Raw genomic sequence first — 13,985 nt, forward strand, 5'->3', positions numbered from 1 at the left:
CGAGGTCTCCGGTGGTCTCCGGTTCTGCTTGGTCGCTAAACCGTCTACCGGAGACCTCACTGTCTATCGATCAACGACGCGCGTGATCCTCTCCACCCACCACCACCGACTTCGATACACGGCCTAGGACTCCCCACACCTAGGACTCCCTGCTCCTAGGACTCCCTGCTCCTAGGACTCCCCACACCTAGGACTCCCTGCTCCTAGGACTCCCTGCTCCTAGGACTCCCTGCTCCTAGGACTCCCTGCTCCGGCGCCGCTCGCGGGCGGCGGACCGCACCCGGGCCCGTGTGACCAGGCGTTCGACCTCGTCCACGGTGGCCGGACCGGGGTCGACGACGCTGACCCAGCCCTGCACGGCGTAGGCCGGATGTGGGATCAGCGTGTCCACCTCCGCGAAGTCGATCTTCTCGCTGTGTGCGGCGAACTCCTCCGGGCCGTAGCCGAACAGGGTGCGGAACTCGTCCCGCCCGACCTCGATGTTGAGCCGGTGACGGCCGTCCCCGGAGAGCCGGGACCGTTCGTCGAAGTCGGGCACGTCGGCGTGGACGATCGTGGCGAACGGCCGCATCCGGTCGTCGCCCGCGAAGAAGAACCGGTCGCCCCAGGTGTAGGGCGGCATCTCGGAGCCGGGTTCGATCCGGGTCTCGGTCACCCCGGGCATCCCGCTGATCCGGGCGGCGACGGCCGCGCCGGGCCCGTGGCCGATGTGCAGGATCGCGTCGCTCGCCTCGACGATCCCGGTGGTCAGCGGGAAGTGGCCGAGCAGGTCGGTCCGCCGTTCCCGCAGGTCCTCGCCGGCCGGCGGTGGGAGCAGGGCGGTCTCGGCGCCGAGCCGTTCCTCGTAGGTGCCGGTCTCCGGTCGCCCGAGCCCGGCCGGGGCGCTGGCGCCGAGGCTGCCGGCGACGAAGACGTACCGGTCGCCGAGCAGCGCCGAGACGATCGAGCCGGCGCCGGCCCACTCGGCGGCGTGGTCGACGCCTTCCCAGTGGGTCTCCCAGCGGCTCGGGCCGCGCTGGAGGTGGGTGTTGTGGGCGGCGACCAGGACCGGGCCGCGGTCGCGTTCGACGGCGAGGATGTCGAGCAGGTTCTGCGCCATGATCGCGTCGCGCGCCCCGAGCAGGCGGCCGATCCGCTCCGACTGGGTGCCGGGCACGGCCATCGCCGCGTGGTAGGTGAGCAGGCCGACGGCCGTGGTGGCGAGCACCTTCGCCCGGTGCCAGGCGGCCGGGGAGGTGTCCGCGACGAGGCGGGGCGCGTGGGCGTACAGGAGAGTTTTGAAGTCCTCGGCGATGCCGCGAAGCGCGGCTGCCTCGGGTGACCCGCCGGGTGATCGCGCCGCGTCGTACATGATCTCCGGCGCGGTCCAGCGGGCGTCGTCGCCGATCAGGCGATCCAGGTCGGGCGCCGGGACGCCGAGGTATTCGCGCAGCTCACGAAGGTATTTCCCGGGGCTGGGGGCGGCCTCGATCTCGGTCGGGGCGTCGAAACCGTGGAAGGCGACGCGCTCGTGGGGCGGCAGCTTCTCGTTGTGGGCGCGCAGCCAGTCGATGAGTTCGCGGGTCGCCGGGTGCTCGCCCCAGCCGTGGCTGATGCCGGTGCTCAGGTCGAGGTCGTCGCGGCGGCCGCGGACGTAGTCGTCGACCGCGAGCGCGGCGGCCCGGTCCGACTCGATCGCGATGGACCGGAACCCGTGGCCGGCGAGCGTCTCGAGGATCCGGTTGCGCAGGCGCGGGAAGGCCGGTTCGGCGTGGTAGGGCTCGCCGAGCGCCAGCAGTTGCGGCCGGCGCCCGGAGATCAGGGACTGGAGCTCGGTGTCGAAAGCCATGACCTCAACCGTATCGTTGAACCAGCGGTTGAAACTTTCCTTCGATCTACCTGGAGAGAGTGCGCTGAAGTCTCAAAACGGGGTTCACCGGCCGGTGGATCTGGCGCGGGCGCACGGGCTGTCCGCCCAGGCGATCCGCAACTACGAACGGGCCGGGGTGATCCCGCCGGCCGGCCGCACGGCGAGCGGGTACCGGATCTACACCGGCGATCATGTGGGTGCGCTGGCCGCCTACCTGGGGCTGATTCCCGGGTACGGCCACGCCACGGCCGGCGAGATCATGCGGGCGGTGCTGCGGGACGACATCGACGCCGCTCTGGCCCTGATCGACGCCGCACACGTGCAGTCGCGCCGGGACCGGGACACCGTGGCCGCTGTCGCCGCGGCCCTGGTCGAGGCCCCGTCCGGGCCACCGTCGGATCGGCCGCTCCCCGTCGGCGCGCTCGCCCACCGGCTCGGCCTCACCCCGGCCACGCTGCGCAAATGGGAGCGGGCCGGGATCCTGACCCCGGAGCGGTCGAAGGGTGCCCGCGTCTACTCCCCCGACGACGTCCGCGACGCCGAACTGGCACACCTGCTGCGCCGCGGCGGGTACCTGCTGGATCACATCGCGACCGTGATCGAGCAGGTTCGCGCGGCGGGCGGTCCGGGGCCGCTTGCCGCGTCGATCGAGCAGTGGCGGGAGCGGCTCACCGCCCGCGGCCGGGCCATGCTGACCGGATCGGCGCGGCTGGCGGAATTCCTGGAGCGGACGGACGCCGCCCCGCCCGTAGGGGTCACGGGCGGGGCGGCGCATCTCGGCGATCAGTACGGGAAGTCGCGGTAACTACCGGAGTAGTAGTCACCCACCTGCCGGCGGTACTCCGGCGTCTCGAAGGTCTCCTTGTCGTACTCCGGGGAGTCCTTGATCTGCTCCTTCGTACGGTCCACGTAGACCTTCCGCTCCGTGTGATCGAAGGTCTGGACCATGCCGGCCGGGAGGAGAACCTTCCGTCCGAAGATCCACGGTCCGGTGTCGACCACGAGGAACGCGTCGCCGACGTCGTAGCTGGCCTTGTCGATCGAACCGATGTGGCCATCGGTCGCCTCGACTCGGTAACCGACCAGGTCCACGCCGGTCCGCCCGGTCTCTTCGGCACTCTCCACGGTCACCGGGTCGTCGCCCAGTGCCGACGGTTCACGCCAGGTCCACGGGGTGAACGGCGTAGGTTGCATGACGGCCTCCTCAAATCGATGAATTCGCCGTTGTTCATCTGCTACCCACCGCACCGCGGGCTAATCACCGCACGATGTCACTTCCGTTCAGCGCGGCCAGTTCGGCACGATCCGGCAGGCCCTCGCAGTCGCCCGGGACGGTGACCGCGAAGGCGCCCGCGGCGATCGCGGTGCGCAGCCGCCGGGCGGGGTCCTCCCCGGCCAGCCGGTCGGCCAGATAGCCGGCCACGAACGCGTCCCCGGCCCCGACCGGGTCGATCGCCGTCACCCGCAGCGCCGGGACGTCGAACCGCTCGCCGGCGATCGAGGCCGTGCAGCCGCGTGCCCCGTCCTTGACGATCACCTCGGACGGCCCGAGTTTCGCCAGACCGTCCACCGGGTCGGCGGAGTCCACGACGAGGGCCGCCTCGTCCGGGCCGGCGAACACCACGTCGGCCCGGCTCACCAGGTCGCGCAGCACCGGGGCGGCATCGGACCGCGACCACAGTTTGCCGCGGTAGTTGACGTCCACCGACACCGTGACGCCGGCCGCGCGGGCCTCCTCGACGGCGTGGAAGACGGCCGCCCGGGCGGTGTCGCTCAGCGCCGGGGTGATGCCGGTGACGTGCAGGATCCCGGCCGCCGCCACCTCGTCGCGCGGGATGTCGGCCGGTGCCAGGCGGGAGCCCGCGCTGCCGGCCCGGTGGTAGTCGGCCTGGATGAACTCGCCGGACCTGCGGTAGCGGATCATCAGGCCGGTGTGCGCCTCGCCGGGGACGGCCAGCACGCGGACCCCCGATGCCCGGAGGCGGGCGGCGACGAGAGCGCCGGTCGCGTCCGGGCCGAGACGGCCCAGCCAGGTCGCGGAACCGCCGAGGCGGGCCACCCCGATGGCGACGTTGCTCTCCGCGCCGGCGACACCGAGGGTGAAGCCGCGGGCGTGCTCCAGCGGGCCGATCCCCTCGGCCACGAAGATGCCCATCGACTCACCGAGGGTGAGGAGCCCGCCGGTCATGAGCGGGCGAAGGCGACGGCGTCGACCGCGTGGCGGGCGCGGGCGGCGAGGGCGGTGAGGCTGCCACCGGTGGCGGCGTCGCCGATCAGCGGGCCGCCGAGGCCGACCGCGACGGCGCCGGCCGTGAGCCACTTGGCGATGTCGTCGAGCCCGATCCCGCCGGTCGGCATGATCCGCACGCCGGGCAGTGGGCCGCGCACGTCCTTGAGGTAGCCGGGGCCGAGGCCACCGGCCGGGAACAGCTTGATCAGCGGGGCGCCCGCCTGGAACGCGGCGTGGATCTCGGTGGGGCTGAACGTGCCGGGGTAGAACGGGACGGACTGCGGGCCGAGGCCGCTGACCGGCGCGACCAGGAAGGCCGCGCCGGCGTCGACCGCGGCCTTCGCGTCGTCGTCGGTGAGAACGGTGCCCGCGCCGACCATGACGGTTTCCGGCAGTTGCCGGCGCAGGCCGGAGATCGCCTCGAGGGCGCCCTGCGAGGTGAGGGTGACCTCGAGGGCGGTGATGCCGGCGGCGACCAGCACATCGGCGACGGCGGCGAACCCGTCGGCGGTCGGGGCCCGGAGGACGGCGACGAGACCGCTGTCGACGATGGCGGCGGAGACAGGATCGAGGGGAGCGCGTTGATCGGTCACCTTTCGATCCTGCCCGATGCAAACGTTTGCAGCCAGACTCTCCGATCGCCGGCTCAGCCGCCCAGCAGGCGGCCGATCGTGTCGAAGACGTCGGCGTAGAAGGTGCCGCCGATGCTGCGGAAGAGCTGGAAGTCCTTGCCCGGGCTGCCGAAGAAGGGCCGCAGCGTCCAGGCGAGCTGGGTGCCGACGAAGCCGAACAGCAGGATCCAGATGTAGAGCAGGGTCATGCTGGTCGAGCCGTCGGGGGCGGCCGGGGGGCGCGAGCCGAAATCGGGGATCTGCACCTGCGTCTTCACCGGCGCCGGGGCGGTGAGCACGGCGCCGTTCTTGTCGGACGCGTCCACGGCCGGCTCGGCGGGCGCGGCGATCACCGGCTTCTGCGCGGCCCTCTTGGCGGCCAGCGCCTTGGCCTCCTGGTGCTCGTTGAGGGCCCGCATGCCGGCGGTCAGGAAGCGCAGCCCGACCATCGCGGTCAGCATCAGGATCCCGACGTTGAGCAGCTTGAAGAACGCGTAGCTCTGGGCCGTGATCAGGAAGAACAGGCTGATCGGCGCGAACGCCAGGGTGAGCACGGCGGTCACCGTAATGGTCACCATGATCAGGGTGAGCGCCTGGAGCACCGACAGCTTGGCCCCGAAGACCAGGTTGAACAGGTACAGGGTCGGCAGGCAGATGGCGAGGGTGGCGAGGAACAGCAGCGGAAGCTTCACAAAGGACGCGGCGGCCTGGATGGCGCCGTTGGAGAAGCCGAGGACCGCGCCGTACAGCGCCAGGCTCAGCGCCGAGCTGACCAGCATCTGCCCGGTGAGCTGCTTGAGGTCGCGCTCCTCGTTGATCTGGTTCCAGATGCCGTCCCGGTCTCGGAGCAGGCGTTCTATCACCAGCAAACTGTTGGCCATCTCGATCTCCCGTTCAGGTGGGGGGAAAGTTCGCGGAGGTTACCCTGTCGCCGTGACTGACCCAACCCTCAGGGCCTCCGACGCGGAACGGTACCGTGTCGTCGCCATGCTCGAAAAGCATGCGGCCGCAGGTCGTTTGACACTTGATGAATTCACCGAGCGCGTCGACCGCGCCCTCGCCTGCCGCACCCACGGCGATCTGGCCGCGGTCACGGCCGATCTACCGGTCCCCGACACCGGTCCCGGCTCGCAGACCGACGACAACCGTCATCTGCTGTGGGCGTTCCTGGCCGCGGCCCTGGTGCTGGTCGTCTTCAGCGTCGTTCTCGGTCTGGCTCGCTGAGCGACCGCGCCCGCCCGTTAAGCGACGGCGACGACTTCGGCGGAGTGTCCACGATGCCCAGCTCCTCGCGGACCGCCGCCTCGAACTGCTGCATGACCAGCGGAACCTGTGCCAGCAGCTCACGGAAGTGGGTGTGCGGGTGCACCCCGACCACCCCGGCCGGATTCATCTCCCCGTGCAGGCGTTCCAGCTGGAGGTGGACGGCGAGGGCCGCGCTGCGCACCGGGCCGGAGGCGAGCAGCCGCACCGGCATCAGGGCCGGGCCGACCTGGTCCACGTACACCAGCGCGGGCGGTGGCTTCTCACCCGCCTCGTAGGCGGCCCGCAGGCTGTGGGTGGCCCGGTCGAAGGCGGCCATCAACCGGCAGTAGGCGTCCTTGCGTTCCTCATACCACTGCCGGTCCCGGCGTTCCCGGGTCAGCAGCACCTTGTTACGGGCGGCGACGAGGTGCGCCACGGCGGCACCGGCGAGCGCGAACACGACAGCCACCAGGGGCAGCCCCCACCACGGGATCTGAGACACCCGTTCACCGTATCGAGCCCCGCGCCGGGCGGTCTGTCAACCACTCCTCGCGGGGAGCGGGCCGACGGTCACCGCAGCCGGTAGAAGCGCCAGAAGTCGTTCTCGATGTCGAGCACCTCGGGCGTGGTGAATCCGGCCTCGCGAGCCCAGCCGAGCAGGGTCGGCGTACGCAGGATCGTCCCGTTGGCGAGCACCGGGTCCTCGGCCCGGGTGGCGGGCAGGCAGTGCAGGACGCTGAACGCGTACTGCAACCGCTCCACCTCCCCGGCCGGCGCGGTGAACTCGTCGGCGACCCGCTCGTCGGCGATGAACACGCTGCCGCCGGGGGCGAGCAGCTCACGGGCGTTGCGCAGCACCCCGACCGGGTCGCCCATGTCGTGCAGCGCCTCGAACACGGTGATCAGGTCGTAGGTGCCCGCGGCGGCGACCGCGTCCCCGGTGCTGAACCCGACCCGGTCGGCGACCCCGGCCTCGGCCGCGACCCGCCGGGCCTCGCTGATCGAGTGCTCGTCCAGATCGACGCCGTGGACCGTGATCGCCGGGTAGGCGCGGGCCATGGCCACCGACGAGTGCCCCATGCCGCAGCCCAGGTCGAGCACCCGCGCGCCGGGCCGGTCGCGCAGGCGGCGGTCGATGCCGGGCACGGCGGGCAGCCACTCGCCGCCGAGCAGATGGGTGAACAACGGGCGGTTGAAGCCGGCGATGCCGTGGCGCACGTGGCCGTACTCGGTGTAGGGCACTCCGGCGCCGGTCCGGAAGGCCTCGACGACCCGCGGGGTGAGCAGGGCGATGCCGAGGGCGAACTCGCCGGCGGCGCCCGCGTACGCCGGCCCGTCCTCGTCGAGGAGCACCTCGGCCACCCCGGGCGCGAGGGCGAAACCGTCGTCGCCGGAGTTCAGGAAGCCGGCCGCGGCCTGCTGTTCCAGCCATTCACGGGCGTACCGTTCGTCGATTCCGGCGGCCGCGGCGAGACCTGCCGGGGTGCGCGGGCCGTCCCGCAGCGCGGTGTAGAGGCCGAGCTGGCGGCCGAGTTCGACGGTGCAGAGTTCGAGGGCGCCGGTGAGCGCGCCGAGCAGGCGCTCACCCAGGATGGCGGTCGGTGATGTCATGCCGTCCAGCCTGCCGCTTGACCTCAACCCTCGTTGAGCTTGCAGGCTTCGTTCATGCGAGCTGCCGTCTTCGACCGTTTCGGTCCGCCCGAGGTCCTCCACGTCGCCGAACTGCCGGATCCGGTGCCCGGGCCCGGCGAGGTGCTGGTCCGGGTACGGGCCGCCGGTGTCCAACCGTTCGACGTCGCGGTACGCCGTGGCGTGATGCCCTGGGTGCGGGCCGAGTTCCCGCAGCAGATCGGCCAGGAGTACGCCGGTGTCGTCGAGCGCGCCGGCCCCGGGGTGGAGAACGTCCGCGCCGGTGACCCGGTCCTCGGCTCGACCATGCTGAACGCCGTCGCCGAGCTGCTCACCGTCCCGGCCGCGAACCTGGTCGCCAAACCGGACAGCCTGCCCTTCCCGGAGGCGGCCGGCCTGGTCGCCGCGGCGCAGACGGCGAGCGGCGCCCTGCTGGAACTCGACGTGACCGCCGGTGACGTGCTGCTGGTGCACGCCGGCGCGGGCAGTGTCGGGTCGATCGCCACCCAGCTGGCGGTCCGGGCCGGGGCCACCGTGATCGGCACGGCGAGTCCCGGCAATCACGACCGGTTGCGGGCCATGGGCGCGACGCCCGTGCCGTACGGAATCGACCTGCTCGAAGCCGTGCGGGCCACCGGCCTGAAGCCGACCGTGGCCCTGGACGCCGGAGGCGGCGAGGCGATCGCGCAGTCGATCGCGCTGGGTGTGGCGCCGGAGCGGGTCGGCACGATCGTCGACGACCGCGCGGCCGCCGAGCACGGCGCCCGGGTGGTGCGCGCGGGCCGTTCCCCGGAGCGGCTGGCCGAGGTGGTGGCGCTGGCCGCCGCGGGCGAGATCACCCTGCCGGTGCTGCCGTTCGCGTTCGAGGAGGTGGCGGCGGCGCACGCGGCCGTGGAGTCGCGGCACGCCCGCGGCAAGGTGGTAGTCACGTTCGGGAGCTGATCCACACGCCGAGCCCGTCGATGAACCTGGCCAGGCCGAACTCGAAGAGGACGTCCAGGTCGAACTCGAAGCCGGCCTCACCACTGAACAACTGCTCGTAGTGCGGTGCGGGATGCCGCGCGGCGAACCGCTCGAAGGCGGCGCCCTGCTGCTCCATCCACTCGTCGTCGGTCATTCCGGTGTCCCGCATCGCCTGCGCCTCCGGTTCGAGCGCGCTCGCCACGCCGCGCACGAAACTGAACAGCAGCACCTGCACCATGAACCGGTCGGGGACGGCGAGTCCGGTCGGCTTCACCGTGCTCATGATCCACTCGCCGAGGCGGAGCGCGTTGTACGCCGGCTGCGGCCGGGTCAGCGACATGGACAGGGCCAGCCACGGGTGCCGCTGGAAGATCTGCCACACGGCGCGGGCGCAGGACGCCAGGTCGGCCCGCCAGTCGCCGGTGTGCCGGGCCGGCACCCGCAGCTCACCGAGCGCCCCGTCGATCATGGCGACGATCAGTTCGTCGCGGCCCGGCACGTGCCGGTAGAGGGACATGGTCGCCACGTCCAGTTCGGCGGCGATCCGGCGCATGGACAGCTCGGCCATCCCGTCGCGGTCGGCGAGAGCGATGGCCGCGGCCACGATCCGGTCCCGGCTCAGGTCGGTGTCGTGCGGCGGGACCGGCCCGGCCACGACCGTGCCGACGCCGGGCCGGGCCACGGTCAGGCCCTCCTCACGCAGCGCGGCGTGCGCCTTGGTGGCGGTGGCGATGGCGACGCCCCACTCGCGGGTGATGGCCCGGGCCGACGGCACCCGGTCGCCGGGACGTAGTCCACCGGCCTCGATGCGGTCGCGGATGTCGGCGACGATCCGGCGGTAGGGCGCGTCCACGGTAGTACACCAGCCTCCCCGTACTAGTGCGGCTTTGCCATTTCTGAACTCGGTCCTAGCGTCTAGTACATCGATGTACAGAGTACGCAGAGGAGCGGGGAAATGCGGGTACTGATCTCCGGCGCCGGGATCGCCGGGCCGGCGTGCGCGTTCTGGCTGCACCGGGCCGGCGCCGAGGTGACCGTGGTGGAACGGACGGCGGAGCCGCGCCCCGGCGGGCACGCGGTCGACGTACGGGGCGTGGCCCGCACCGTGGTCGAGCGGATGGGCCTGCGCGAGACGATCCGGCGGCGCCAGGTCGACGAGCGCGGCTGGGCCCTGGTCGACGGAACCGGGCGGCGACTCGCCGAGATGCCGGCCGACGCGTTCGGCGGCGAGGGCATCGTCGCCGAGATCGAGATCGCCCGCGGCGACCTGGCCCGGATCCTGCTCGACGCCACACCCGGCGTCGACTACCGGTTCGGCGACCGGGTCACCGCCGTCGACGACGGGACGGTGACGTTCGCGAGCGGCGGCACCGAGCGGTACGACGTAGTGATCGGCGCCGACGGTGTCCACTCCGGTGTCCGGGCGCTCGCCTTCGGACCGCGGGAACGGTTCGTCCGCTACCTCGGCGGCTACACCGCGTACTTCACCGTTCCCGACCCGGGCGACCTAGGCCACTGGATGCTGATGTACAACGCGCCCGGCGGCCGGGTCGCCTACCTGCGCCCGGAGAACGACGGCACCGTGAAGGCGGGGCTGAGCTTCCGGCACCCGGACCCGAGCTACGAGCGGCTGTCCCGGGCCGACGCGGAACGCCTGGTCAGCGATCGGATGACCGGGGCCGGGTGGCGGATCCCGGATCTGCTGGCCGCGATGCCGGGCGCCGGCGACTTCTACTTCGACTCGATCAACCAGGTCCGGGTGGACCGCTGGTGGCGCGGCCGGGCCGTGCTGCTCGGCGACGCCGGTTACTGCGGGTCACCGCTGGCCGGACTGGGCACCAGCATGAGCCTGGTCGGCGGGTACGTGCTGGCCGGTGAGCTGACCCGGGCGGCCGATCCGGAGCGAGCCTTCGCGGCCTATCAGGGTGCGATGGCGGACTACGTGGAGAGTGGCCTCGAACTGCCGCCCGGCGGGATGGCGATGTTCGCGCCGATGAGCCGGGCGGCGATCCGTCTACGGGCGTTCTCCACCCGGATGATGACCCGGTGGCCGTCCCGTCAGATCGCCGCGCGGCAGTTCAGCAAGGCCGAGCGGATCACGTTGCGTGACTATCCGGCGCTGTCAGCGCAGATAGACGAGCCCGTCCAGCACCACTGACGGACGGCCCGTGGTGCCCTCGGCCCGCACCCGGACGGTGTGGGTGCCGCTGGTTCGCCACGTCCGCGTCCACACCGACCTCCGGTACTGGGGCTCGCCGGACCGCAGATCCACGACCCCCTGGAACGCGCCGTCCAGATAGACCCGGACCCGGCCGGACATCGCGGTCCGGGCCGCCAGCAGAGCCACCGAACTGCCGGTGAAACGCCAGGTCAACGACGATCCGGCGGCCGATGCGGCGCCGGCTGCGCCGCCGAGATGCCCCCGGTCGCGCACGGTGCGCCAGGTTCCGGTCCGCGGTGCACCGGCCTCGGTCAACACCACGGGGGTACGGGTGACCGCGCCGTTCCTCGTGTTCCCGGCCTGGTCGGTGACGCTCACCGACCAGGTCTCGGGGGCACCGAGCCGTACGGTGTCGGTGATCCCCCGGGCGGCGCCGGTCAGGGTCTCGCCGGAGATCCGTACCGATCGGACGCCGGAGGTGTCACTGAGCCCCCAGTCGACCCGGACCGGGGCGGTGGCGCCGACCGCGCCCTCCCGCAGCGACACGAGCGGCGCACGGGTGAAGGCGGGCGCGACCGCGTCCGCGACGACCTTCGCGCTGGTCGTGGCGATCCGGCCGGACAGGTGCACCGCCTTGACGGTGACCAGGTGCTCGCCCGGGGTCAGCCGCACCGGAGCCTGCCGGTGCCCGCCGGGCACGGCCGCCGCGAGCCGGCCGTCCACCCACACCTCGAAGCGGTCCAGCATCCGGGTCGGGGTGTCCAGATCCCAGGCCGGTCCGGCCGGCCCCTTGGTGTAGTAGCGGCCGGCCCGCCGGGTGGCCGCGTTGACCCCCCGGTACCGCAGCCCGGACGGAGCCGCCCCCGCCATCCGGCGGATCGACGGGAGCAGCGCGTAGAGAGAGTTTCCCGGGCACTCGGTCCGCCCGGTGTCCCGGTGCCCCGAGATCCGGTACAGAACCGCCGCCTTCCCGGCCGGGTAGCGGTCGCTGCCGGTGGAGACGAGCCGCACCCGGCCGAGCGCCGAATTCCTCCCGGCCCCCAGCTTGTACGCGGCCACCTGCGCCACCGCGGCCCGCGCCCTCGCCGGAACCGCCACCGACCCGTAGTCGCCGATCACCGCGACCGCGGTGGCGTTCGCGTTGAAACCGAGCGTGTGCGCGCCGAGCACGGACCTGTGCACCCCGCCCGCGCGCCCTTCGAAGATCTGCCCGCACTTGTCGACCAGGAAGTTGTAACCGATGTCGTTCCACCCCTTGCTCCGGACGTGGTACGCCTCGATCCCCCGGACGATCCCCGCCGACTGCGCGCAGCCGTAGCCGTTCCCGGTCGCGGTGTGGTGCACGAACACCACCTGCACGGCGCCGGTGTACTCGGGCGGCTCCTCGACGATCGACTCGTCGGCCCGCCAGCCGGCCCGGGTCACCATCCTCGGCACCGGTCGCAGCGGCAGCGCCACCTTGCCCGCGACCCCGGCCCGCTCCTCACGCCCCGCCGCCTCCCCGGCCACCGGGACCAGGCCGGCGGCCCCGGGCACTGTCGCGGTCCCCCGGGCGTCCGGGTTGATCAGGTCGACACGCAGGCCGGTGGGCAGGACGGCGCCGACAACCCGTGCCTGGACGCCGTCCGACGGCCCCACCCAGAGTGGGTCGCTCGCCCCGCGGACATGCGAGCCACCGGCCCCGGCGGAAGCATCCGGGTTGTCGGTCTCCAGCCGCTGCCAGGACGTCCACCGCCCGGTCGCCGCGCCCCTGGTGCGCACCTCGATGGCCCCGGCCGGCACCGCCTTCGGGTCGCTCCAGGTGACGCCTACCAGGCTGAACGGCTCCGTCGCCCGGCGCGCCAACTCCGCGGTACGCGCCCCGGCCCGGCCCGCGACCAGCCGCATCCCACCGCTGAACACCGCTTCATCCCGCCACGCGGTCAGGGGGAAGGTCTGAAGCACCGGCTCGGCCGGAGTCGGCGGAGTCGGCGCGGCACCTCCGGTGATCGCGACAGCCACCGCCGGAGTGGCGGCCATCAGGGCGGCGACGAGACGTGCGGTGAGCCGGTTGCGGCGCATAGAGAACTCCCCCGGCCACCGGCAAAAGGGTCATGTCGGATACGCCGGGGCCACCTGACACCTTGCCGGGGACAGACGGGACAGGTGGTACATTCTGTGAAAATTGCTCAGATTTAGTGATTCATGAGCCAAATCGCCGCGTTCAGCGCGGTGGCGAAGGTGACCCACGCCCAGTAGGGCAGGAGCAGCCCGGCCGCGGCCTTCGAGACCGGCCGGAACTTCCACACGGTCACTCCGATCGACACCCAGAGGATCACGATGTCGACCAGTGCGAGGCCGTATTGCCCGAATCCGAAGAAGATCGGCGTCCAGATCGCGTTCAGGACGAGCTGAACGGCATACCAGTTCAGCGCCGGCGACCATCCGGTCCGCCGCCAGACCAGCCACCCGCTCACCGCGATCATCACGTAGAGCACCGTCCACACCGGCCCGAACACCGCCGACGGTGGCGCCCAGGCGGGTTGCTCCAGACCCTGGTACTCACCCGCGGTCCCGGCCACCCCCAGCCCACCGAGAAGAGCGGCCACCGCCACCGCGCCCCCGAACCCGGCAAGCCCCAGCCAGGGTGAAACCGTCCCACCGCGCCCGCGCATCACATGACTGGTCATGTCCACCCGTTACCCCGTTCGCCCCCGCCTACCCCCCCGGCGTTCGGACGGCGGCGGCGGCCGCGTCGAAGAGAGTCTCCAGGGGGACCGCGCCGTTGCAACGGGTCCAGGCGTCGCCCGCCACGTCCAGGCAGGTGATCACGGTGGCGACGAGCGCGTCCGCGCGTACATCCAAGGGGTCCGCGGGATCGGCGCCCAGCCGGCGGCGGACCTCGGGGGTGAGCAGCGCCTGCCATTGGAGGTGTTTCTCGATGCTGCGGGCACGCAGCGAGGGGGTCTCGTGGACCATCGTGAAGATCTTCAGCATGGTCGGCTCGTCGAAGGCGGTGTCCTTGACGCTGTGCAGTGCGTTGCGCAGCGCGGTCCACACCTCCTCGTCGTCGGGGCGGGCCTCCAGCGCCTGGCGGACCAGGTCCCCGCTGGCGATGAGGTCACCGAGGACGACGTCCTCCTTGGTGCCGAAGTAGCGGAAGAAGGACCGCCGGGAGATGCCGGCGGCCGCGGCGATGTCGTCGATGGTGGTGGCGTCGAAGCCGCGCTCCAGGAACAGCGCCATCGCGGTCGCGGTGATCTCGCGGTAGACGGTGTTGCGGGTCCGGGACCAGAGCGACATGACCGCACCCTAACA

15 protein-coding genes are annotated in these 13,985 nt (G+C 72.2%); 4 read left to right on the forward strand and 11 right to left on the reverse strand.

Annotation, left to right across the window (positions count from 1 at the left end; all coding sequences use genetic code 11):
- Positions 1 to 235: 235 nt before the first annotated feature.
- Positions 236 to 1,828 carry a DUF6194 family protein gene (locus KZ829_RS19650; protein ID WP_220145396.1) on the reverse strand — a complete coding sequence of 531 codons (1,593 nt, stop codon included), beginning with the start codon at positions 1,826 to 1,828 and terminating at the stop codon, positions 236 to 238.
- A 64-nt stretch (positions 1,829 to 1,892) separates the two neighbouring features.
- On the opposite strand from KZ829_RS19650, the gene KZ829_RS19655 reads away from it, so the two are divergent.
- Positions 1,893 to 2,654, forward strand: a complete 762-nt coding sequence (locus KZ829_RS19655; protein ID WP_246635971.1) for a TioE family transcriptional regulator — start codon at positions 1,893 to 1,895, stop codon at positions 2,652 to 2,654.
- Here the strand turns inward: KZ829_RS19655 and KZ829_RS19660 are convergent.
- From KZ829_RS19660 to KZ829_RS19675, 4 genes are all read right to left on the reverse strand, one after another.
- A complete protein-coding gene (locus KZ829_RS19660) occupies positions 2,633 to 3,043 on the reverse strand; it encodes a PRC-barrel domain-containing protein (protein ID WP_220145398.1) in 411 nt (136 codons plus the stop codon). The two genes, KZ829_RS19655 and KZ829_RS19660, sit on opposite strands and share 22 nt — an antisense overlap.
- Before the next feature lie 64 nt (positions 3,044 to 3,107).
- Entirely contained in the window at positions 3,108 to 4,037 is a 930-nt protein-coding gene (locus KZ829_RS19665) for a sugar kinase (protein WP_220145399.1), read from the reverse strand.
- Complete coding sequence (locus tag KZ829_RS19670; RefSeq protein WP_220145400.1) at positions 4,034 to 4,672, reverse strand: bifunctional 4-hydroxy-2-oxoglutarate aldolase/2-dehydro-3-deoxy-phosphogluconate aldolase; 639 nt, start codon at positions 4,670 to 4,672, stop codon at positions 4,034 to 4,036. The genes KZ829_RS19665 and KZ829_RS19670 overlap by 4 nt, the downstream gene beginning before the upstream one ends.
- A 53-nt stretch (positions 4,673 to 4,725) precedes the next feature.
- Positions 4,726 to 5,571: a hypothetical protein gene (locus KZ829_RS19675; protein ID WP_220145401.1), complete on the reverse strand. Its 846-nt coding sequence runs from the start codon at positions 5,569 to 5,571 to the stop codon at positions 4,726 to 4,728.
- Between the two features lie 52 nt (positions 5,572 to 5,623).
- On the opposite strand from KZ829_RS19675, the gene KZ829_RS44045 reads away from it, so the two are divergent.
- Positions 5,624 to 5,914 (forward strand): DUF1707 SHOCT-like domain-containing protein, encoded by a 291-nt coding sequence (locus KZ829_RS44045; RefSeq protein WP_308285579.1) that lies wholly within the window; start codon positions 5,624 to 5,626, stop codon positions 5,912 to 5,914.
- On the opposite strand, the gene KZ829_RS19685 is transcribed toward KZ829_RS44045, so the two are convergent.
- Together KZ829_RS19685 and KZ829_RS19690 are read right to left on the reverse strand one after the other, a co-directional pair.
- The gene (locus KZ829_RS19685; RefSeq protein WP_220145402.1) at positions 5,886 to 6,437 is read right to left on the reverse strand and encodes a hypothetical protein; all 552 of its coding nucleotides are present in this window, start codon (positions 6,435 to 6,437) and stop codon (positions 5,886 to 5,888) included. The genes KZ829_RS44045 and KZ829_RS19685 overlap by 29 nt on opposite strands.
- Before the next feature lie 68 nt (positions 6,438 to 6,505).
- Positions 6,506 to 7,546, reverse strand: coding sequence for an SAM-dependent methyltransferase (locus KZ829_RS19690; RefSeq protein ID WP_220145403.1), 1,041 nt, complete (start codon positions 7,544 to 7,546; stop codon positions 6,506 to 6,508).
- A 54-nt stretch (positions 7,547 to 7,600) separates the two neighbouring features.
- Between KZ829_RS19690 and KZ829_RS19695 the strand changes: the two genes are divergently transcribed.
- Positions 7,601 to 8,506: an NADP-dependent oxidoreductase gene (locus tag KZ829_RS19695; RefSeq protein ID WP_220145404.1), complete on the forward strand. Its 906-nt coding sequence runs from the start codon at positions 7,601 to 7,603 to the stop codon at positions 8,504 to 8,506.
- Here the strand turns inward: KZ829_RS19695 and KZ829_RS19700 are convergent.
- Positions 8,490 to 9,380 carry a TetR/AcrR family transcriptional regulator C-terminal domain-containing protein gene (locus tag KZ829_RS19700; RefSeq protein WP_220145405.1) on the reverse strand — a complete coding sequence of 297 codons (891 nt, stop codon included), beginning with the start codon at positions 9,378 to 9,380 and terminating at the stop codon, positions 8,490 to 8,492. The genes KZ829_RS19695 and KZ829_RS19700 overlap by 17 nt on opposite strands.
- A 102-nt stretch (positions 9,381 to 9,482) precedes the next feature.
- On the opposite strand from KZ829_RS19700, the gene KZ829_RS19705 reads away from it, so the two are divergent.
- Positions 9,483 to 10,685, forward strand: a complete 1,203-nt coding sequence (locus KZ829_RS19705; protein WP_220145406.1) for an FAD-dependent monooxygenase — start codon at positions 9,483 to 9,485, stop codon at positions 10,683 to 10,685.
- Here KZ829_RS19705 and KZ829_RS19710 read toward each other — a convergent pair.
- The 3 genes from KZ829_RS19710 to KZ829_RS19720 form a co-directional block, all read right to left on the reverse strand.
- Entirely contained in the window at positions 10,650 to 12,749 is a 2,100-nt protein-coding gene (locus KZ829_RS19710) for a peptidoglycan recognition protein family protein (protein WP_220145407.1), read from the reverse strand. The two genes, KZ829_RS19705 and KZ829_RS19710, sit on opposite strands and share 36 nt — an antisense overlap.
- 113 nt (positions 12,750 to 12,862) lie before the next feature.
- Positions 12,863 to 13,357 carry a TspO/MBR family protein gene (locus KZ829_RS19715; RefSeq protein ID WP_220145408.1) on the reverse strand — a complete coding sequence of 165 codons (495 nt, stop codon included), beginning with the start codon at positions 13,355 to 13,357 and terminating at the stop codon, positions 12,863 to 12,865.
- Positions 13,358 to 13,385: 28 nt separating this feature from the next.
- Positions 13,386 to 13,970 carry a TetR family transcriptional regulator gene (locus KZ829_RS19720; protein ID WP_220145409.1) on the reverse strand — a complete coding sequence of 195 codons (585 nt, stop codon included), beginning with the start codon at positions 13,968 to 13,970 and terminating at the stop codon, positions 13,386 to 13,388.
- Between the last annotated feature and the right edge of the window lie 15 nt (positions 13,971 to 13,985).

It is taken from the genome of Actinoplanes hulinensis (assembly GCF_019429605.1).
Classification (GTDB): domain Bacteria; phylum Actinomycetota; class Actinomycetes; order Mycobacteriales; family Micromonosporaceae; genus Actinoplanes; species Actinoplanes campanulatus.